This window comes from Mesorhizobium sp. CNPSo 4684 (assembly GCF_057784315.1).
Genome location: NZ_JBWLUX010000024.1, coordinates 21,855 through 43,021, shown reverse-complemented (window position 1 = coordinate 43,021; position 21,167 = coordinate 21,855). Strand labels below are relative to the sequence as shown.

General features: G+C 63.2%; 17 protein-coding genes and 1 pseudogene. 14 read left to right on the top strand and 4 right to left on the bottom strand.

All coding sequences use genetic code 11. The features are described 5' to 3' along the window. The 4 genes from AC04SG_RS21790 to AC04SG_RS21775 all read right to left on the bottom strand — a co-directional run bounded on the left by AC04SG_RS21790 (nucleotide 1) and on the right by AC04SG_RS21775 (nucleotide 4,738). Entirely contained in the window at nucleotides 1-1,485 is a 1,485-nt protein-coding gene (locus tag AC04SG_RS21790) for a hypothetical protein (protein WP_488552738.1), read from the bottom strand. Continuing rightward, nucleotides 1,430-2,398: a GDP-L-fucose synthase gene (fcl, locus tag AC04SG_RS21785; RefSeq protein ID WP_488552737.1), complete on the bottom strand. Its 969-nt coding sequence runs from the start codon at nucleotides 2,396-2,398 to the stop codon at nucleotides 1,430-1,432. Before fcl ends, AC04SG_RS21790 begins: the two co-directional genes overlap by 56 nt. 9 nt (nucleotides 2,399-2,407) lie before the next feature. Beyond that, the gene (gmd, locus tag AC04SG_RS21780; protein WP_488552736.1) at nucleotides 2,408-3,478 is read right to left on the bottom strand and encodes a GDP-mannose 4,6-dehydratase; all 1,071 of its coding nucleotides are present in this window, start codon (nucleotides 3,476-3,478) and stop codon (nucleotides 2,408-2,410) included. 105 nt (nucleotides 3,479-3,583) lie between these two features. Continuing rightward, nucleotides 3,584-4,738, bottom strand: a complete 1,155-nt coding sequence (locus AC04SG_RS21775) for a dihydrodipicolinate synthase family protein (RefSeq protein ID WP_488552735.1) — start codon at nucleotides 4,736-4,738, stop codon at nucleotides 3,584-3,586. A gap of 229 nt (nucleotides 4,739-4,967) precedes the next feature. Between AC04SG_RS21775 and AC04SG_RS21770 the strand changes: the two genes are divergently transcribed. The 14 genes and pseudogenes from AC04SG_RS21770 to AC04SG_RS21705 all read left to right on the top strand — a co-directional run bounded on the left by AC04SG_RS21770 (nucleotide 4,968) and on the right by AC04SG_RS21705 (nucleotide 21,166). Beyond that, the gene (locus tag AC04SG_RS21770; RefSeq protein ID WP_488552734.1) at nucleotides 4,968-6,026 is read left to right on the top strand and encodes a LacI family DNA-binding transcriptional regulator; all 1,059 of its coding nucleotides are present in this window, start codon (nucleotides 4,968-4,970) and stop codon (nucleotides 6,024-6,026) included. Beyond that, nucleotides 6,023-7,039 carry a Gfo/Idh/MocA family protein gene (locus tag AC04SG_RS21765; protein ID WP_488552733.1) on the top strand — a complete coding sequence of 339 codons (1,017 nt, stop codon included), beginning with the start codon at nucleotides 6,023-6,025 and terminating at the stop codon, nucleotides 7,037-7,039. Before AC04SG_RS21770 ends, AC04SG_RS21765 begins: the two co-directional genes overlap by 4 nt. Continuing rightward, nucleotides 7,036-8,637 (top strand): acyl CoA:acetate/3-ketoacid CoA transferase, encoded by a 1,602-nt coding sequence (locus AC04SG_RS21760; RefSeq protein WP_488552732.1) that lies wholly within the window; start codon nucleotides 7,036-7,038, stop codon nucleotides 8,635-8,637. Before AC04SG_RS21765 ends, AC04SG_RS21760 begins: the two co-directional genes overlap by 4 nt. Beyond that, nucleotides 8,630-9,406: an enoyl-CoA hydratase/isomerase family protein gene (locus AC04SG_RS21755; RefSeq protein ID WP_436261267.1), complete on the top strand. Its 777-nt coding sequence runs from the start codon at nucleotides 8,630-8,632 to the stop codon at nucleotides 9,404-9,406. The genes AC04SG_RS21760 and AC04SG_RS21755 overlap by 8 nt, the downstream gene beginning before the upstream one ends. Nucleotides 9,407-9,416: 10 nt before the next feature. Continuing rightward, nucleotides 9,417-10,928 (top strand): aldehyde dehydrogenase family protein, encoded by a 1,512-nt coding sequence (locus AC04SG_RS21750; RefSeq protein WP_477351241.1) that lies wholly within the window; start codon nucleotides 9,417-9,419, stop codon nucleotides 10,926-10,928. A 59-nt stretch (nucleotides 10,929-10,987) separates the two neighbouring features. Continuing rightward, nucleotides 10,988-12,241 (top strand): ABC transporter substrate-binding protein, encoded by a 1,254-nt coding sequence (locus AC04SG_RS21745; protein WP_477351039.1) that lies wholly within the window; start codon nucleotides 10,988-10,990, stop codon nucleotides 12,239-12,241. Nucleotides 12,242-12,389: 148 nt separating this feature from the next. After that, nucleotides 12,390-13,340 carry a carbohydrate ABC transporter permease gene (locus AC04SG_RS21740; RefSeq protein ID WP_027043147.1) on the top strand — a complete coding sequence of 317 codons (951 nt, stop codon included), beginning with the start codon at nucleotides 12,390-12,392 and terminating at the stop codon, nucleotides 13,338-13,340. Further along, nucleotides 13,337-14,296, top strand: a complete 960-nt coding sequence (locus tag AC04SG_RS21735; RefSeq protein ID WP_488552731.1) for a carbohydrate ABC transporter permease — start codon at nucleotides 13,337-13,339, stop codon at nucleotides 14,294-14,296. Before AC04SG_RS21740 ends, AC04SG_RS21735 begins: the two co-directional genes overlap by 4 nt. A 4-nt stretch (nucleotides 14,297-14,300) precedes the next feature. Continuing rightward, on the top strand, nucleotides 14,301-15,416 hold the full coding sequence (locus AC04SG_RS21730) for an ABC transporter ATP-binding protein (protein ID WP_488552730.1): 1,116 nt from the start codon (nucleotides 14,301-14,303) through the stop codon (nucleotides 15,414-15,416). A 5-nt stretch (nucleotides 15,417-15,421) separates the two neighbouring features. Beyond that, on the top strand, nucleotides 15,422-16,924 hold the full coding sequence (locus AC04SG_RS21725; RefSeq protein ID WP_488552729.1) for a GMC oxidoreductase: 1,503 nt from the start codon (nucleotides 15,422-15,424) through the stop codon (nucleotides 16,922-16,924). Nucleotides 16,925-17,114: 190 nt separating this feature from the next. Continuing rightward, nucleotides 17,115-17,882, top strand: coding sequence for a 3-ketoacyl-ACP reductase (locus AC04SG_RS21720; RefSeq protein WP_488552807.1), 768 nt, complete (start codon nucleotides 17,115-17,117; stop codon nucleotides 17,880-17,882). A gap of 10 nt (nucleotides 17,883-17,892) precedes the next feature. Next, nucleotides 17,893-19,521, top strand: coding sequence for a GMC family oxidoreductase (locus AC04SG_RS21715; RefSeq protein ID WP_488552728.1), 1,629 nt, complete (start codon nucleotides 17,893-17,895; stop codon nucleotides 19,519-19,521). Nucleotides 19,522-19,541: 20 nt separating this feature from the next. Continuing rightward, the gene (locus AC04SG_RS21710; RefSeq protein ID WP_488552727.1) at nucleotides 19,542-19,859 is read left to right on the top strand and encodes a Dabb family protein; all 318 of its coding nucleotides are present in this window, start codon (nucleotides 19,542-19,544) and stop codon (nucleotides 19,857-19,859) included. A gap of 90 nt (nucleotides 19,860-19,949) precedes the next feature. Then, nucleotides 19,950-21,166: pseudogene (locus AC04SG_RS21705) on the top strand (MFS transporter). Nucleotide 21,167 lies beyond the last annotated feature (1 nt).

Genomic DNA, 21,167 nt, shown 5'->3' with positions numbered 1-21,167 from the left:
CTAGATCCTGATCCCGGCTTTCCAGAGCCGCAGCCGCGCTTTCAACAGCGGGCTGGATTCACGGGTCGCGATCGGCCGGATGTAACGCCTGATCGTCCTGAACAATGCATTGGCCGGTTCGGCAGCCTGCGATCTGGCGATCATCTCAAGCGCCTGTTTCAGTTCGCCAAATCCGTCATGCAGAATATGGGCCGCACAGGCCGTGGCATAGGGATGACCGGCCTTCGCCGCGGCAAAAAAGGACGCGAAATCCTTGCCCATGGCGTGGCCGTGCACTGTCTTGCGCGACAAGGCCAAAAGCATTGGCAGCGGTGCCTTGGGACGCGCCTCGAATTGCGCCGTCATGCGCGACTTCAAAATGGCTTCCCCTGAAGCGTAGTCCTTCTCGCGAAAATAGGAGGCCACGATCTTCAGCGCATAGGCGTCGTTTTCAGGATCGAGCGCGTAGCCTTTGCCGAGAATGTCCCTTGCCTGCGCCGGGCTGATGTCGTCCTCAATGTTCAGGAACGCCGACAGATAGCCGAACGCCGCTTCGAATGGATGGTAGTCGGACTGATGCCGCTCCAGCTCTTCGAGCATGAGTTGCGCCGCCAGGGGCGGGCTGAACAGCGCCGTGGTCCTGGTGCGTGGAATGCCGCTCATCACCGACGACACGGATGCGAACACGCTGCTGCCGGCGTAGATCCGCTGGCAACGCGCCAGAAGACCCATCTCGAAAAATGCCCTAAGCGTCTCATCCTCGAATTCGTTGGCGCCGAAATCGTCGGTCAGCAACGCGCCGGTTTCCGACCTCAGATAGTCGAGCGTCGCACGATCCTGGCCAACCAGCAGGGTCGCAATACCCTGTGACGCGAGCTCGGCCACAATCGCCTTGGCCAGCGTGGAAGGGATTACCTTGCCGTTGAAATTCAGCATCGAACGGTATTTGCCGCGAACGATATCGCCGCTGCGCAGATGCAGCCCGGCCATTTGCCCCGGAAATTGACAGGACTGGGCCGCGTGCAGCGCATGGTCCACCGGCTCGGCAAAGCCGAGAGTCCTGATCGTTTCGGATGTCGCGATCCGCTTTCCCTTGTCGCGAAAAGACTCCAGAACGTTGAAGTCGTTGCAGAGCCAGCCCCGAAAGAAGCTTCGGCCGGCTGATGCATTCAGGCTTGCGCGGGTGAATTTCCCTTTCTTGAGAACCTCGAGATCCGTCTCTCTGATCTTTTCGCCCAGCCAGTGTTTCTCGATGAATTCGGGATTAAATATTTTGTCGACCGTATCGACGATGTGAAACGTCTTGTCCGAGACGGCTCTCTTCCAGGTGAATCCGAAGTGGTGGCCTGTCGCATCGGCAAGCGCCTTCGCATTGACCATGGCCAGAAGCCGGCCGCCTAGCCCGTCATCCCTGGTCGCGGCAATCAACTTTGCATGCTGAGGATTGGGATCAGGCCGCGCCGAGGCGGACGTCACCCTTCTCAACATGGCTGAGAAACCACGCATATGTCTGTTCCAATCCACTGCGAAGCACGTAGCGCGGGCGCCATCCCGTTGCAAACAGCCGCGACACATCCATCAGTTTGCGCGGCGTGCCGTCCGGCCTGGTCGTATCGAAGGCGATCGTAGCCTCGACGCCGGCGACGGATGCGACGGTTTGGGCAAGCTCGGCAATGGTGACATCCTCCCCCGAACCGACATTGACGTGGCCGTCGCCGGTATAATTCTTCAACAGCCAGACCAGCGCATCGGCAGCGTCGTCGACATGCAGGAATTCGCGCCTCGGCGTGCCCGAGCCCCAAACCTCGAGGCTGGTGGCGCCGCTCAGCGCCAGCGCATGCGCCTTTCGCATCAGAGCCGGCACCACATGGCTGCTCTGAAGGTCGAAATTGTCGCCTGGGCCGTAAAGGTTGGCCGGCATCGCCGAGATGTAATCGACGCCGTACTGGCGCCGATAGGCCTGGCACAGTTTAAGCCCGGCGATCTTGGCGATCGCATACCATTCATTGGTGGGCTCGAGCGGGCCGGTCAGCAGTGCATCTTCCGGAATCGGCTGCGGCGCGAGCTTGGGATAGATGCAGGACGAGCCGAGAAACAAAAGCTTGCCGACCTCGCTGCGAAAGGCGCTGTCGATGACATTGCTCTGCATGACCAGGTTGTCCTGCAGGAAATCGACCGGGAACCGGTCATTGGCCAGGATGCCGCCAACCTTGGCGGCCGCCATCACCACCGCATCCGGCCGGTGCTCGGCCATCCAGCGCCGCACGCAGGTCTGGTCGAGCAGGTCGAGCCTGTCGCGCGATACGGTGAGCACCTCGCAATCCTCGCCCGCCAGCCGTCGCACGACGGCCGAACCGACCATGCCGCGATGCCCGGCGACGAAGACACGCTTGCCTTTCAGCTCAAATGTCACGTCCATCGGCCTGCCTCACGCGGAGCGGCTGTTCTGCCGCGTGCCGCCGGCCGCGCGCGCCAGATCGGCCTGCACCATTTCCGCCACAAGATCCCTGAACCCGGTCGTGTGCGACCAGCCAAGTCTCGCCTTGGCCTTGGCGGGGTCGCCGAGCAAAAAGTCGACCTCGGTCGGCCGAAAATAGCGCGGATCGATACGCACCAGGACCGTGCCCGAGCCGGCATCGACACCAACTTCGTCGACACCCTCGCCTTGCCAGCGGATGCTCCGTCCGGTCTCGGCAAAGGCCAGGTCGACAAATTCGCGCACCGAATGCGCCTCGCCGGTCGCCAGCACGAAATCGTCGGCTTCGCTGTGCTGCAGAATGCGCCACATGCCTTCTACGTAGTCGCGCGCATGGCCCCAGTCACGCCTGGCGTCGAGATTGCCGAGATAGAGCGTGTCCTGCAGGCCGTGTTGGATCGAGGCGACGGCTCGCGTGATCTTGCGGGTGACGAAGGTTTCGCCGCGCGTCGGGCTTTCGTGGTTGAACAGGATGCCGTTGGCGGCGAACATGCCGTAGGCTTCGCGGTAATTGACCGTGATCCAGTAGGCGTAGAGCTTGGCCGCGGCATAGGGCGAGCGCGGATGGAACGGCGTCGTCTCGCTTTGCGGGACCTCGCGCGCCTTGCCGTAAAGCTCCGAGGTCGAGGCCTGATAGAAACGCACCGATTTTTCCATGCCGAGGATGCGGATCGCCTCCAGCAGCCTGAGCGTGCCCAACGCATCGGCATTGCCGGTGTATTCGGGCGTCTCGAAACTCACCTGGACATGGCTCTGGGCGCCGAGATTGTAGATCTCGCTCGGCCGCGTCTCCTGCACGAGGCGAATAAGATTGGTTGCGTCGGTCAGATCGCCATAGTGCAGGAAAAAGCGCGCACCGCGCTCGTGCGGATCGACATAGATGTCATCGACGCGCTCGGTGTTGAACGAGGACGAGCGGCGTTTGACGCCATGGACAATATAGCCCTTCTGCAGAAGCAAATCTGCAAGATAGGCCCCGTCCTGCCCGGTTACACCGGTGATGAGCGCCACTTTTTCCGTCATTGCCGCATTCGTCCGCATCTAATCCCGGCAACGGAATACAGATTTGACGCGAGAACGCAAATCCCCCACACGGGGGATACTTTTCAGTCAACGATTGCGTTGTGCTCAGACACCCGCGACCGCGCAGAAATGCTTCATCCTGGCCAACGCAAGCGCGGGATCGGCGAGCAAGCCTGCCTGGTCGGCAAGGCGGAAGATATCGGCATAGTGCAGGATACCGCGCGCCGACTGCATGCCGCCGACCATTGTGAAATGATCCTGATGGCCGTTGAGCCAGGCCATGAAGACAATGCCGGCCTTGTAGTACTCGGTCGGCGCCTCGAAGATTTTGCGCGACAGTGGCACCGTCGGCGCCATCAGCGCGTCATAGCCGGTGCGGTCACCGTCAGCCAGTTTCGACAGGGCGGCATTGGCGACCGGGGCGATGGCGTCGAATATGCCGAGCAAGGCATGCGAGTGACGTTTCCCGTCGCCTGCGATCAGTTCAGGGTAGTTGAAGTCGTCGCCGGTGAACATGACGACGCCGTCAGGCAACCGGTTGCGCAGGGCGACTTCCTTGCCGGCATCGAGCAGGGAAATCTTTATCCCCTCGACCTTGCCGGCATGGCGCTCGATGATGGCAACGACGGTGTCGAGCGCAGCCTCGAAATTTCCGTTGCCCCAATAGCCCTTCAACGACGGATCGAACATGTCGCCCAGCCAATGCAGGATGACCTTGCCGGCGGCCTGACTGAGGATGCGGTCGTAGACCCTGATATAATCATCCGGGCCTTTGGCGACCGCCGCCAGCGCCCGGCTGGCCATCATGATCGCCTTGCCGCCCTGCCCTTCGATGAAGGTGAACTGTTCCTCATAGGCGGCGATCACGTCATCGAGCGTCCTGGCAGCCGCCGGCATCAGATGATCGGTGCCAGCGCCCGATGCCAGATCGGCGCCTTCGACACTGCGCGCCTCGGCGATCGAGCGTCGGATCAATTCCTTGGCGTTCGTCCAGTCGAACCCCATGCCGCGCTGCGAGGTGTCCATCGCTTCGGCGATGCGGAAGCCGAGTCGCCACAGATGGTGGCGAAACGCCATCGTCCTGTCCCAGTCGACCACAGGCTTCGACCACGGATTGGTCATGGCGAAAGGATCGGCGACGACATGCGCCGCGGCATAGGCGATGCGCGGGAAAACAGCACCTATTCTGGGCTCCACCGGGTCGCCCACGAGCTTGTAGCTGACGCGGCCGCCATTCTCCGCAGGCAGGGCGATGTCCATGGCAACCTCCGTTTCCGGCATCCTATAAATGGAACGTTCCAATAAATCAAGAACCTTTATGATTCCGGAGATTGAACCGGTCCAAATGCCGAAAAGGGGCCAAGAGCCTTGCCGGGCAGCACATCCATCAATTTTTCGATCTTCCCCAGAATCCCGATTGACTCTCGTTTGGCACAGCGATTAGAACGTTCCAATAGATTTTCCAATTCAAGCGGAGGAAACCGCCCGTATGGCCAGCCGGCCCAAGGCAACGATCCTGGACATCGCCCGCGAGGCCGGTGTGTCCAAATCGACGGTGTCGCTCGTGCTGCAAGGCTCAGGGCTGATCCGGCCTGAAACCGCGCTCAAGGTTCGCAAGGCGATCGAGGATGTCGGCTATGTCTACAACCGCGGCGCCGCCAATCTGCGCAAGGCCCACTCCAACGTCATCGGCATGGTCATCAACGATCTCACCAACCCCTTTTTCGCCGAGCTGGCGGTCGGCATGGAGCGTGTCTTCCAGTCAGCCGGCATCGTGCCGTTCATCGCGAATACGGCGGAGAATCCGGTGCGCCAGGAGGAAGTGCTGAAGTCGCTGATGGAACAGGGCGTCGCGGGCCTGATCGTCTCGCCGGCGCGCGGCACGACCCCGGGCGCCTTCCGCCGCCTCGAGACGGCCGGCGTGCCGGTGGTCTTCGCGATGCGCCGCCTGCCGGACAGCCGCATCCCTGTGATCGCGCCCGACAATCATCGCGGCGCGTATCTCGCCGCCGCCCATCTGATCGGCAAGGGCCATCGCTGGCTGGCTTTCTTCGGCGGCACCTCCGATCTGGTCGTCTATCAGGAGCGCCTGGGCGGTTTTCGCGAGGCATGCGAAACGCTTGGCATTGCCAGGCGCGACGTGCTTGTCGTCGAAGGCGAGACCAGCCGCAGGGGCGGCATCGCCTGCCTTGAAACCGCCCTTGCCATGCCCGAGCCGCCGACGGCGGCGCTGTGTTTCAACGACGCCGTTGCCTTCGGCGTCATGCTGGCGCTGCGCAAGCGCGGGCTGGAGCCCGGCGCGGATTTCGCCGTTGTCGGTTTCGACGACGTGGTCGAGGCCGAGCACTACATGCCGGCGCTGACAAGCGTCTCGGTGGACACGGCAGGCCTTGGCGAGCGCGCCGCGCATGTCATGCTGAAGATGATCCAGTCGCGCACCACACGTGCCGAGGACCATATCGGCGCCGTCAATCTGGTCGTCAGGGAAAGCTGCGGTCCCGATCGCCGCGCCCGGAACATGCCTGCAGGAATGGGAGACGCCGCATGAGCGTCAGATGGGGATTGATCGGCGCCAGCACGATCGCCAGACAGTTCATGATCAACGCCATCCGTGCGCAAGAGGGTGGCGAGATATCAGCGGTGATGAGCTCCAGCCCGGAGCGGGCCAAGGCCTATGCCGCGGAAAACAGCATTCCGCTCGCCGTCTCGACACTCGACGACCTGCTCGGCGCCGGCATCGACGCCGTCTACATCTCGACCACCAATGAACTGCATCTCGAACAGGCGCAGGCCGCGATCAAGGCGGGAAAGCATGTTCTGTGCGAAAAGCCGCTGGCGCTGACCAGCGCCGATGCGCGCACCATGGTCGCCGCCGCCAAGGCAGCCGGAATCGTGCTTGGCACCAACCATCATCTGCGCAATGCCGGCGCCCACCGCACCATGCGCGATACCATATCAGCCGGCCGCATCGGCAAGCCGATCGCCGCGCGTGTCTTCCATTCCGTCTACCTGCCGGAGAACCTGCAGGGTTGGCGCATCACCAAACCTGAGGCCGGCGGCGGGGTGGTGCTCGACATCACCGTGCACGATGCCGACACGCTGCGTTTCGTGCTTGGCGACGACCCGATCGAGATTTCCGCCTTCACCCAGTCGGCCGGCATGGCCGGCAGTGGGCTGGAAGACGGCGCCATGTGCATCTGGCGCTTCAAGTCCGGCGTCATTGCCCAGTCGCATGAAGGCTTCACCACAAAGTTCGCCGACACCGGCTTCGAAGTGCATGGTTCGGAAGGCTCGTTGATCGGCAAAAATGTGATGACGCAAAAGCCGGTCGGCACGGTGCTGCTGCGCACAGCCAAGGGCGAGGAGGAACTGAGTTTCGACCACGAAGACCTCTACGTCCGGTCGCTGCGCCAATTCCACGCCGCCATCAGCGGCAAAGGCCAGCCCTCCGCCACCGGCGAGGACGGCGTCTGGTCGCTTGCGTCAGCCGAAGCGGCGTTGCAGTCGGAGAAATCCGGCAAGGCGGTCGCAATCGATCCCAAGCTCGGGAGCGCCAAGTGAGCAAACTCGTTTCCGCCGCGGAAGCCGCCGGCCTGATCAAGGACGGCATGACAGTATCCGTCTCGTCATCGAGCGGCCTCGGCTGCCCGGATGCGGTGCTGGCCGCCATCGGCGAGCGCTTCGACACCGAAGGCCATCCCAAGGGTATCACCACGCTGCACCCGATCGCCGCCGGCGACATGTACGGCATCAAGGGCATCGACCATCTGGCCAAGCCCGGCCTGTTGAAGCGCACGCTGTGCGGCTCCTACCCCTCAGGCCCCTCCTCGTCCGAGCCGCCGCAGATTTGGAAGATGATCGGCGACAATTCGGTTGCCGCCTACAACGTCCCATCAGGCATCCTGTTCGACATGCATCGGGAGGCCGCCGCCAAGCGGCCGGGCGTGCTGACCAAGGTCGGTCTCGACACTTTCGCCGATCCGCGCCACCAGGGCTGCGCCATGAACGCGGCCGCCAGCGAGCCGATCGTCTCGGTGCAGCAGTTCGACGGCGAGGAATGGCTCTATTTCCGCTCGATCGTACCCAACATCTCGATCATCCGCGCCACCACCGCCGACGAACGCGGCAACCTCACCTATGAGCATGAAGGCGCCTATCTCGGCGGCCTCGAACAGGCGCTCGCTGCCCGCAACAATGGCGGCATCGTCATCGCGCAGGTCAAGCGCGTGGTCGAGAACGGCACGCTGAAGCCGCATGATGTGCGCGTGCCCGGCGTTCTGGTCGACCATATCGTGGTCGCGCCGGATCAGTTGCAGACGACGCTGACGCCTTATGATCCGGCGATTTCAGGCGAGATCTTCCGGCCGCTGTCGAGCTTCCGCAACGCCGAGATGAACGTCCAGAAGGTCATCGCACGCCGCGTTGCCATGGAATTGCGCGACGGCATGGCCGTCAACATCGGCTTCGGCATCTCCGCCAACGTGCCACGCATCCTCCTCGAGGAAGGCCAGCACGGCAAGGTCACCTGGGTGATCGAACAAGGCGCTGTCGGCGGCGTGCCGCTGCTCGACTTCAAGTTCGGCTGTGCCTCGAACGCCGAGGCGATCATGCCCTCGCCGCACCAGTTCATCTATTTCCAGGCCGGCGGCTTCGACGCCTCGCTGCTGTCGTTCCTGCAGATCGACCGCCACGGCTCGGTCAATGTCTCCAAGCTGTCGGCACGGCCGCATGTCACCGCCGGCGCCGGTGGCTTCGTCGACATCACGGCGCGGGCGAAGAAGATCGTCTTCTCCGGCTTCTTCAATGCCGGTGCGAAACTGTCGCTGGCCGAAGGCGGCATCCGCATCGACGCCGAAGGCAAGGTCAAGAAGGTGGTCAACGAGGTCGAGCACATCTCCTTCTCGGGAAAACGCGCCGTCGCGCAGGGACAGGACATCACCTATGTCACCGAACGCTGCGTAATGAAGCTGACGCCGGACGGCCTGATGGTGACGGAACTGGCGCCGGGCATCGACCTCGAGCGCGATGTGCTGGCGCAGTCCGAGACACCGCTCGGCGTCGCCAACGACCTCAAGGTCACGCCGACGGCCCTCTATCAGGATCGGCCGATCGGCCTGTCGCTCAATGGCGGCGCTTCGCTCGGAGGCGCAGATGGCTGAACGCCTCGTCAGCTTCGAGCAGGACGGCGCCATCGGCATCGTCACGCTGCGTCGGCCGGAAAAGTTCAACGCGTTGGACATTCCGATGTTGCGGGCGCTTGAAACAGCGCTCGACGAAGCCGAGATAGCTGACGGCGTGCGCGTCGTGCTCGTCCGCGGCGAAGGCAAGGGCTTTTGCGCCGGCGGCGATGTCGAGGCCTGGGCGCAAATGAGCGCCGCCGATTTCCAGGTGCAGTGGGTGCGCTATGGCCACCGCGTCTTCGACCGACTGGCAAGGCTCAGGCAACCGACCATTGCGGTGCTGTCCGGCCATGCGCTGGGCGGCGGGCTGGAATTGGCAGTCGCCTGCGACTTCCGCGTCGCCGAAACGCAGGTGAAGCTCGGCTTCCCCGAAACATCGATCGGCGTGGTCCCCGGCTGGTCCGGCACACAGCGCGCCGTGCGCCGCCTCAGTGCGCAGGTCGTGCGCCGCATGGCGCTTGGCGGTGAGGTCTTTGCCGCCCCCGACGCGCTTGCCCTCGGCATCGTCGACCGCGTGGTGGAGACCGGCCAGGCGCTGGCAGAGGCCAAGACGTGGGCCGAAAAAATCGCCGAGCGCGGGCCGCTCGCAACCGAAGCCGCCAAGCTGATGATCGCAGTCGCCGAAGGCGAGGAAAGCGCTGCCGCGACCGAGGCGCTGGCCAGCGGCTTTATTGCCCTGACCGGCGACCTCAAGGCCGGCGTCGGCGCCTTCAAGACGAAGCAAAAGCCGGCCTTTTCGAGATCCTAGAGAAAGTATGATGAACGCACCGCTCAACATTTCCATGCCGACTGAGGCGTCCAAGGCGCCAAAGGCTTACAAGCTCCTGATCGACGGCAAGCATGTCGATGCCCGCGACGGCCGTACGCTGGAGCGCAACAGTCCCGGCCACGGCTTCACCGTTTCGCGCTATGCACAGGCCGGCGCGGCCGAGGTGGAAGCGGCGATGCAGGCGGCGCACAAGGCTTTCGAGACCGGCCCGTGGCCGCGCATGAAGGCGGCTGAACGGGCCGCGATCCTGCTCAAGACGGCTGACCTCATCGAAGCCCGGTTGGAAGACATCGCCCGGCTCGATGCGCTGGAATCCGGCAAGCCGATCGCCCAGGCACGCGGCGAGATTGGCGGCGCCGTCGACATCTGGCGCTATGCCGCTTCGCTTGCCCGCACGCTGCATGGCGAGAGCTACGCCAATCTTGGCGACGCCATGCTGGGCGTGGTCGTGCGCGAGCCGATCGGTGTCGTCTCGATCATTACGCCGTGGAATTTCCCTTTCCTCATCGTCAGCCAGAAACTGCCCTTCGCGCTTGCCGCCGGCTGCACGGCGGTGGTGAAGCCCAGCGAAATGACCTCGGCCTCGACCTTCCTGCTCGGCGATATCCTGATGCAGGCCGGCCTGCCTGCCGGCGTCGTCAACATCCTGGCCGGTCTCGGCGCCGATGTCGGCGCACCGATGGTCAGCCATCCCTTGGTCGAGATGGTGTCCTTCACCGGCTCGACCCGCGTCGGCAAGATGACCATGGCTGCAGCCGCGCAGTCGCTGAAGAAAGTCTCGATGGAGCTCGGCGGCAAGAACGGCCAGATCGTCTTCCCCGACGCCGACCTTGAAGCGGCCGCCGACGCCGCGGTGTTCGGCGGCTTTTTCAACGCCGGCGAATGCTGCAATGCCGGCAGCCGGCTGATCGTGCATGAGGCGATCGCAGACGATTTCCTCGCCGCCGTGAAGGCCCTCACCGCTAAAGTGACGGTAGGCGATCCGCTCGACGACCGCACCAAGGTCGGCGCGATGATTTCGTCGGACCATCTGGCCAAGGTGGCCGGTTACGTCACGGCAGCTGCAAGCGGTGGCAGCAATATCTACAGCGGCGGCAAACAGCTGGCCTCGAATGCCGGCCAATATCTCGATCCGACCATCATTCGCGGCGTCACAGAAGACATGGCCATTGCGCGTGAGGAAGTGTTCGGACCGGTGCTGTCGGTGCTGACTTTTGAATCGATTGATAAGGCGTTGCACATCGCCAACAACACGCCCTATGGTCTGTCGGCGGGTGTGTGGAGCGCCAGCATCGACACTTGCATGTCGGTGGCGCGTGGTGTGCGTTCGGGGACGGTTTGGGTGAACACATTCATGGAAGGCTATCCCGAGCTGCCTTTCGGGGGCTACAAGCAGTCCGGCATCGGACGCGAACTCGGCAAACGCGCTGTCGAGGACTATACCGAGGAAAAAACAATCCAGTTTCATCGCGGCCAGCGCACCGGTTGGTGGGTCGGCTGAGTTTGGAAGAACCCGGCGGGCATCCGTCGGTTATGTGAATGCAACAAGGGAGGTAGTAGATGTTGCGCAAACTGCTTATCGGAACGGCTCTGGCGACGACCTTTGCTTTCTCGGCCCATGCCGAGGACGTCAAGGAAGTCCAGATGCTGCATTGGTGGACGTCGGGCGGCGAAGCGGCTGCTCTCAACGTCCTCAAGGGCGACCTGGCCAAGGAAGGCTATGCCTGGAAGGACGTGCCGGTGGCCGGCGGTGGCGGCGACGCCGCCATGACCGCGCTGAAGGCAATGGTCGCGGCCGGCAATTACCCGACGGCGTCGCAGATGCTCGGCTACACCGTGCTCGACTATGCGGCGGCCGGCGTCATGGGCGACCTCACCGAGACGGCGAAGAAGGAAGGTTGGGACAAGTCGGTTCCGGCAGCCCTGCAGAAGTTCTCCGTCTATGACGGCAAGTGGGTCGCGGCTCCGGTCAACGTCCACTCGGTCAACTGGCTGTGGATCAACAAAGCGGTGATGGACAAGATCGGCGGCGCCGAGCCGAAGACCTTCGACGACTTCGTCGCCCTGCTCGACAAGGCCAAGGCGGCTGGTGTCATCCCGCTCGCTCTCGGCGGCCAGAACTGGCAGGAAGCCACCATGTTCGACTCGGTCGTACTGTCGACCGGTGGACCTGAGTTCTACAAGAAGGCCTTCAACGACCTCGACGACGAGTCGCTCAAATCCGACACGATGAAGAAGTCGTTCGACAATCTTGCCAAGCTCGTCACCTATGTCGATCCGAACTTCTCGGGCCGCGACTGGAACCTTGCCACGGCCATGGTCATCAAGGGCGACGCCCTTGTGCAGGTCATGGGCGACTGGGCCAAGGGTGAGTTCAACGCCGCCAAGAAAACGCCGGGCACGGACTTCCTGTGCTATCGGTTCCCGGGCACCGACGGCTCCGTGATCTACAACTCCGACATGTTCGGCATGTTTAACGTTCCGGACGATCGCAAGGCCGCCCAGGTCGCATTGGCCACCGCCACCCTGTCGAAGAGCTTCCAGTCGGCCTTCAACGTCGTCAAGGGCTCGGTTCCGGCCCGTACCGACGTTCCGGACACCGACTTCGACGCGTGCGGCAAGAAGGGCATCGCCGACCTGAAGGCTGCCAATGAAGGCGGAACGCTGTTCGGCTCGCTGGCCCAGGGCTATGGCGCGCCTCCGGCGGTCGCCAATGCCTACAAGGACGTCGTTTCGAAGTTCGTCCATGGTCAGATCAAGACCTCGGACGAAGCCGTGACCGAACTGGTCAAGGCAATCGACGACGCCAAGTAAGCCTAAAAACACCTTCCCCGCTTCGGCGGGGAAGGTTTCACCTCAGGATTGGCCGGCCTGAACACCATGCCGACCAAAGACCCGTATGCACGGGGCCGCCTTGCCGCCTGACGCCAGAGCACGGACGACCCGAAACGGGAGGAGCCTCATGAGCAGTGTAGCGACAACCCAGATCAAGCTGACGCCGGAGCGGTCGCGCCCCTCGGTGCGCTCGCGCCTGCAGGACGCGCTGCCGAAGATCGTGCTGGCGCCGAGCTTCGCCATCACCATCGTGTTCGTTTACGGCTTCATCCTGTGGACGATCTATCTGTCCTTCACCAATTCCAAGACCTTCCCGTCCTATGTCATCACCGGCTCGCGCGCCTATCAGCGCCTGTGGGGCTGGACCTTCGACACCGACCCGCCATCGAGCTGGTACACGTCGATCACCAATATGGGCATTTTCGGCTTTCTCTATATCGCCATCTGCCTAGCGCTCGGCCTGTTCCTGGCCATCCTGCTCGACCAGAAGATCCGCGGCGAAGGCGTGTTGCGGCCGATCTATCTCTACCCGATGGCGCTGTCCTTCATCGTCACCGGCGTTGCCTGGAAATGGTTCCTCGATCCCGGTCTCGGCCTTGAGCAGACCCTGCATCAATGGGGCTGGACGAGCTTCCATTTCGACTGGATCAAGAACAAGGATTTCGTCATCTACACCGTGGTCATTGCCGGCGTCTGGCAGGCCTCCGGCTTCATCATGGCGATGTTCCTGGCCGGGCTGCGCGGCATTGACGGCGAGATCATGAAGGCGGCGCAGATCGATGGCGCCACAACCTTCCAGCTCTACCGCCGCATCGTCATTCCGCTGCTGCGGCCGATCTTTCTGTCGGCTTTCATCGTGCTCGCCCATCTCGCCATCAAATCGTACGATCTGGTGGTGGCGCTGACAAGCGGCGGGCCCGGCGGCTCGGCCTGGCTGCCGTCCAACTTCATGTATGAGTACACGTTCAAGCGCAACGAAATGGCCGTCGGCTCGGCCAGTGCGGTGATCATGCTGATGACCATCGTCGCCATCATCGTGCCCTATCTCTATTCGGAACTGCGGGAGAAGCCGCGATGAGCGCTGTCGCCACCCCTGCCCGCCCCACTGCTTCCCGGCAGGCCTCCGGCGGCATGAGCACCAAGACCCTCAACCGCATCGTCATCTACGGGCTGCTGGCGCTGTTCGCGCTGTTCTATCTGATGCCGCTGTTCGTCATGCTGGTGACGTCGTTCAAGACCATGGACGAGATCCAGAACGGCAACATGCTGGCACTACCCAAGGCGCCGACCTTCGACCCGTGGCTGAAGGCCTGGGGCGAGACCTGCGTCGGCCTCACCTGCGCCGGCATCAAGGGCTATTTCTGGAACTCCATCAAGATGGTGGTTCCGGCCGTGCTGATCTCGACCATGCTCGGCGCGCTCAACGGCTATGTGCTGACCAAATGGCGCTTTCGCGGCGCCACGCTGGTGTTCGGGCTGATGCTGTTTGCCTGCTTCATTCCGTTCCAGTCGGTGCTGTTGCCGATGGCGACCATCCTGGGCAGCATCGGCCGCTTCGGCGTGACGTTGCAGAACTCGATCGGAACGAGCTTCGGTCTGGGCAATTCGACAGTCAACCTCGTCTTCGTCCACGTCGTCTACGGCATTGGCTTCACCACTCTGTTCTTCCGCAACTACTACGAGGCGTTCCCGAACGAGCTGATCAAGGCCGCACAGGTCGACGGCGCCTCCTTCTTCCAGATCTTCCGCCGCATCATGCTGCCGAACTCAATGCCGATCTTCGTCGTCACCGTGATCTACCAGTTCACCAACATCTGGAACGACTTCCTGTTCGCCTCGGCCTATGCCGGCACCGGCGACTCCATGCCGATGACGGTTGCGCTCAACAACGTCGTCAACACCTCGACCGGTGTCGTCGAATACAATGTCAACATGGCGGCCGCGATGATCGCGGCGCTCCCCACCCTTCTCGTCTATGTCGTCGCCGGCCGCTACTTCGTGCGTGGCCTGATGGCGGGCGCGGTCAAAGGATAATCTGATGGCTTTTCTGGAAATTGCTGGTCTGAAGAAGCGTTTCGGGAATGTTGAGATCCTGAAGGGCATCGATGTTGAGCTCGAAAAGGGCGGCTTCCTGGTGCTGGTCGGTCCGTCCGGCTGCGGCAAGTCCACGCTGCTCAACACCATTGCCGGCCTGGAACAGATTACCGAGGGCGAGATCCGTGTCGACGGCCGCGCCATCAACGATCTGCATCCTTCCAAGCGCGACATCGCCATGGTGTTCCAGAGCTATGCACTCTATCCGAACATGACGGTGGCCGGAAACATCTCCTTCGGCATGGAGATGCGCGGCGTGCCGGCCGACGAGCGCCAGAAGGCAATCGACAAGGTGGCCAAGGTGCTGCAGATCGGCCACCTCCTGCAGCGCAAGCCGAGCCAGCTTTCCGGCGGCCAGCGCCAGCGCGTCGCCATGGGCCGGGCGCTGGTGCGCGACCCCAAACTGTTCCTGTTCGACGAGCCGCTGTCCAACCTCGACGCCAAGCTGCGCGTCGACATGCGCATCGAAATCAAGCGCCTGCATGCCACCACCGGTACCACTATCGTCTACGTCACCCACGACCAGATCGAGGCGATGACGCTGGCGACCAAGATCGCCGTCATGCGCGACGGCGAGGTGCAGCAGTTCGGCACCCCGGCCGAAATCTATAACAACCCCAGCAACCTGTTCGTCGCCGACTTTATGGGCTCGCCGGCGATGAACCTGATCCCGGCGACCATCGCCACATCGGGCAACGCGCTGTCCGTGGTGCTGCAGCGCGAGGCGCGCGAGCCGATCACGCTGCCTATGGCCAATGCACCTGCGGGTCTCTCGGCCTTCCAGGGCAAGCCGATCATCTTCGGCGTCCGGCCGGAAGCGCTGACCGATCCGGAAGGCGCCGAACGCAACGCTTCCAACATCGCCACTGCCGACCTGCACATCGAGGTGGTCGAGCCTGCGGGCTCCGACACGTTCGCGGTGACCAATCTCGGCGGCAAGCCCGTTGTGGCGCGGCTGCGCGCCGACGCCAACATCCAGCCGGGCACCAGCACGCCGCTGGCCTTCAACCTGACCAAGGCAGTGTTCTTCGATCCGGCGACCGAGAGCCGCATTCGCTGACGGCTATGACAAATCCTGATATCGTCATCATCGGCTCTGGCATCGGCGGCGCCACGATCGCCTCCGGTCTGGCCGGCAACGGCGCCTCGATCCTGATGCTGGAGCGCGGCGAACCCTTGCCGGCAACGCCGCATGCGCGCGACACGCGCTCGATCTTCGTCGACGGCCACTACCGTCCCAAGGAGATGTGGCGCGAGGCCGGCGGCGCCGCCTTCAACCCCGGCAACTATTACTATGTCGGCGGCAATTCGAAGTTCTATGGCGCGGTGCTGATCCGCTACCGCAAAGAGGATTTCGCCGCCATGGAGCACTTTGGCGGCGTCTCGCCGGCCTGGCCGTTCTCCTATGACGAATTCGAACCCTGGTATTCGAAAGCCGAGCAGCTGTTTCGCGTCCGCGGCACGCTGGGCGAAGACCCGACCGAACCGTTCCACTCAATCCCCTATGCCTTCAAGCCGGTGCCCGACGAAGCGCCGATCGCCCGCGCCCGCGCGGAACTGAAGGGGTTGGGCCTGCACCCGGCGTCGCTGCCGCTCGGCGTCGACATCGACACCTGGCTGAAGGAGGGCAAGACCGGCTGGGACGCCTTTCCGAACACCGGCCAGGGGAAGATGGATGCCCAGACGGCGCCGCTGGCGGCTGCACTCAAGGACACCAACATCCGGCTGGAGACCGGCTGCTATGTCGAATATCTCGAAGCGTCGCCCGACGGCAAAACCATATCGGCCATTCACTACCGTCAGAATGGCGAGCTGAAGAAGGTAGCGCCGAAGCTGGTCATCCTCTCCGCGGGCGCTGTCAATTCCGCCGTCATCCTGCTGCGCTCGCAGTCATCAGATGGCAAGGGCCTCGCCAACCGCTCCGACCAGGTCGGCCGCAATTTCATGAACCACAATTCCAGCGCCATGCTGGCGATCGATCCGCGCCGCAGGAACGACAGCGTCTACCAGAAGACGCTGATGCTGAACGATCATTATCTCTCCGACGGCAAGGGCGGCAAGCCGCTCGGCAATGTCCAACTGCTCGGCAAGATCGACGGCAACATGTTGAAGGCCAACGTCAAGCGAGTGCCGAAATTCGCGCTGGATTTCATGGCCGGCCATGCCGTCGACTGGTATTTGATGTGCGAAGACCTGCCCGATCCGGAAAGCCGCATCATGGTCGATGGCAAGGACATCGTCATGCAGTGGCGGCGCTCCAACATGCAGTCGCTCGACGGGCTGACCAAGGTGATGCGCGAAAACTTCCGCGCCTGCGGCTATCCAATCGTGCTGTCGCGCCCCTTCGACAAGCGTACGCCGTCGCACCAGTGCGGCACGGTCAAGATGGGCGACGATCCGGCGACCTCGCCGCTCGACCCGTTCTGCCGCGCTTTTGATCACCGGAACCTGTTCGTCGTCGACGGCAGTTTTCTGCCGAATTCGGCTGCGGTAAACCCGGCACTGTCGATCGCCGCGCAGGCGTTGCGGGTGGCTGATCACATCCGCAAGGTGGAGCTTGCCGCATGATCGGTCAGCGCCGCCCCTCATCAGCCTGCCGGCACCTCCCCGTAAGCGGGGAGAAGACAGCTGGCCGCAACCCCGGCGCTCCTGCGGCGATTGGCGAAGCCTGCGATGAAGGCGTCCTTCTCCCCGTCACTATACGGGGAGAAGTGCCCGGCAGGGCGATGAGGGGCGGCGCTGACATTCGAAGGGACATATCCCCATGACCCGGCCCTCTGCCATCGTCACCGGCGGCGCGCGCGGCATTGGGCTGGCCTGCGCCGAGGCGTTGGCCGATGCCGGCTTCGACATCCTGGTCGCCGATCTTGCCGAACGAGCGCCGGATGGTCTTGCCGCCGACATCACCGCACGCGGCGCCAAGTTCGCCTACATCAGATGCGACATCGCCAACCTCGACGGTCACGCCGCGTTGGTCGACGCCGCCACAAACGCCTTCGGCCGCATCGACTGTCTCGTCAACAATGCCGGCGTCGGCGCCGTGGTGCGCGGCGATCTGCTGGAGCTGAAGCCGGAGAATTTCGACCGTGCGCTGAACATCAATCTGCGCGGCACCGTCTTCCTCAGCCAGGCCATCGCCAAGGCGATGCTGGCGGCACCGGGTGATCATCCGCGCTCGATCATCACCATCACCTCGGTCAGCGCAGAAATGGCCTCACCGGAACGCTCGGATTACTGCATCTCGAAAGCTGGGCTGTCCATGTGGGTGAAGAACCTGGCGCTCAGGCTCGCGCCGGAAAACATCGGCGTGTTCGAGTTGCGCCCAGGCATCATCCGCACCGAAATGACGGCGGGCGTGACAGCCAAATACGACGCGCTGATCGATGGCGGCCTGGTGCCAGCAAAGCGCTGGGGCGAAGCGTCCGACATCGGCGCTGTGGTGGCGACGCTTGCCGCCGGTAAGCTCGGCTTTTCCACCGGCTCGATCATCAATGTCGACGGCGCGCTGTCCGTGCCGCGATTGTAAGGGTGATGCCATGACCGACTACATCATCGTTGGCGCCGGCCCGGCCGGCTGTGTTCTCGCCAATCGGCTGAGCGAGGATCCGGGCAATTCGGTATTGCTGCTGGAAGCAGGCGGCAAGGACTGGCATCCGCTGATCCACATGCCGGCGGGCTTTGCCAAGATGACCAAGGGCATCGTGTCTTGGGGCTGGTCGACTGTGCCGCAGAAGAACATGAAGGATCGCGTCTTCTGGTACACACAGGCCAAGGTGGTCGGCGGCGGCTCCTCCATCAATGCCCAGATCTACACACGCGGCAACGCCCGCGACTACGACGCGTGGGAGAAGGAAGAGGGCCTCGCGGGCTGGGGCTATCGGGACGTGCTGCCCTATTTCAAGCGGGCCGAGAACAACCAGCGCTTCGCCAACGATTTTCATGGCGACCAGGGGCCGCTCGGCGTGTCGAACCCGATTTCCCCGCTGCCGATTTGCGAGGCCTATTTCCGTGCCGGCCAGGAGATGGGCATCCCCTTCAACCCGGATTTCAACGGCGCTGCCCAAGAAGGCGTCGGCTATTACCAGCTGACCCAGAAGGACGCCCGGCGTTCATCCGCTTCGGTCGCCTATCTGAAGCCGATCCGCGCCCGCAAGAACCTGACTGTCAGGACCGATGTGCTGGTGACCCGCATCGTCGTCGAGAAATTCCGCGCCATCGGCGTCGAGATCGTCGACAGGCCGGGCGGCCAGAAGACCATCCTGCACGCCGAACGGGAAGTGATCGTCTCGTCCGGCGCCATCGGTTCGCCGAAGCTGTTGATGCAGTCGGGCATCGGCCCGGCCGATCACCTGAATTCGGTCGGCGTGACGCCGGTGCATGATCTGCCCGGCGTCGGCTCCAACATGCAGGACCATCTCGATTTGTTCGTCATCGCCGAATGCACCGGTGATCACACCTACGACAACTACGCCAAACTGCACCGCACGGCATGGGCCGGCTTGCAGTATCTGTTGCTGAAGAAGGGACCCGTCGCGTCCAGCCTGTTCGAGACCGGCGGCTTCTGGTACGCCGATCCGACAGCCGCATCGCCCGACATCCAGTTCCATCTCGGCCTCGGCTCCGGCATCGAAGCCGGCGTCGAGAAGCTGAACAACCCGGGCGTCACCTTGAACTCGGCCTTCCTGCGCCCGCGCTCGCGCGGCACGGTGCGGCTGAAGAGCGGCGATCCGGCCGACCACCCGCTGATCGATCCGAACTACTGGTCCGATCCCTATGATCGCGCGATGTCGATCAAGGGGCTGAGACTCGCACGCGAAATCATGCGGCAGAAGGCGCTTGCCCCTTACGTGCTGCGCGAAGTGCTGCCCGGCCCATCGCTCGCCAGCGATGAAGAGCTGATCGATTATGCCTGCCGCACCGCCAAGACCGATCATCACCCCGTAGGCACCTGCCGCATGGGCCATGACGATATGGCCGTGGTGACACCGGACCTGCGCCTGCGCGGCATTGAAGGCTTGCGCGTCTGCGATGCCTCGGTGATGCCGCGCGTGCCCTCTTCCAACACCAATGCGCCGACCATCATGGTCGGCGAAAAGGGCTCGGATATTATCCTTGGCCGCGAGCCGCTGCCGCCGGCGGTGTTTTCCGGCAATCGCGCCGCATAGTCATTCGGGAGAGCCACTCAATGATCAGGCATTGCGTCTTCGTCAAATTCCGGGGCGATGTCCCCGACGCCGAGCGGTCGGCGATTCACGCCGACCTCGAAGCGCTGCGCCAGGTAATCGACGGCATGGACACGGTCCATTTCAGCGCCAATGTCAGCCCGGAGCCGTTCGCGCGCGGTTTCAGCCATGGCTTCACCATCGACTTCCGCGATGCTGCCGCCCGCGACGCCTATCTGGTGCATGAGGCGCATCAACGCGCCGGCGCCCGATTGGTCGCTGCACTCGAAGGCGGCACCGACGGGCTGATGGTATTCGATCTCGATATCTCAAAAAAGTGACCGTCGTCTTTTCGAAAGCCGGCTGATCGCTGTTCTCTTTTGCGGGCCGAGGGACATATCGTTTCCTGGGGGATGCATTGGAGCAACGTCGTGACCCTCACCCCGCAACAGAAGAAAACCGTCCTTGCCTCCTTCCTCGGCTGGACGCTCGACGCTTTTGATTTCTTCCTTCTGACCTTCCTGCTCACCGACATCGCAACCGAATTCAACACCGACGTCCCCGCGGTCTCCAAGGCGCTGTTCCTGACCTTGGCAACGCGCTTTGTCGGCGCCTTCTTCTTCGGCATGCTGGCCGACAGATACGGCCGCAAACCCATCCTGATGCTCAACATCGTCAGCTATTCGGTGATCGGCGCGCTCGCCGCCTTCTCGCCCAATCTCGGTATCTTCCTCGCGCTGCGTGCTCTGTTCGGCATCGCCATGGGCGGCGAATGGGGGCTCGGCAGTTCGCTCGCCATGGAATCGATCCCACCGAGCGCCCGCGGCATGGTCTCTGGCATCCTGCAATGCGGCTACCCCACCGGCTATCTCTTGGCTGCTGTGGTCTATGGTTTGCTCTACCAGCAGACCATCGGCGGCTACACGATCGGCTGGCGCGCCATGTTCCTGCTCTCCTTCCTGCCGGCGCTGATCGTGTTCTTCATCCGCTCGCACGTGCCGGAATCGCCGGCTTCGTCGAGGCGCAGAAATCCGTCAAGCCGGGGCTCCTTGAAACGCTGCAGAAGCACTGGGGCGTCGCCGTCTATGCCGTGGTGCTGATGATGTTCTTCAACTTCTTCAGCCACGGCACGCAGGACCTCTACCCGACCTTCCTGAAGAAGCAGCATGGCTTCGACCCGCATACGGTGAGCTGGATCACCATCGTCGCCAATATCGGCGCCATCGTCGGCGGCCTGGCGTTCGGCGCGCTGTCGGAACGAATCGGCCGCATCAATGCAATCACACTGGCCTGCCTGATCGCCCTGCCGGCCATCCCGCTCTGGGCCTACAGTTCGACGCCCTTCATGCTGGCCATCGGCGCCTTCGTCATGCAGGTCGCGGTGCAGGGCGCCTGGGGCGTCATTCCGGTGCACCTCAACGAGCTCTCGCCCGGTGCGGTGCGGGCGACCTTGCCCGGCTTCATCTACCAGGCCGGCAATCTCGCAGCGTCCTATGGCGGCCCCTACCAGGCCGGCATCGCCGAGGCACCCGGAGGCAGCTATGGCTATGCGCTGGCGCTGTTTGCCGGCGTGGTCGCCGTCTGCATCATCGTCGTCATCCGCTTCAGCCCGGAACGGCGCGGCCAGGTGATGACGGTGCTCGGCTGAC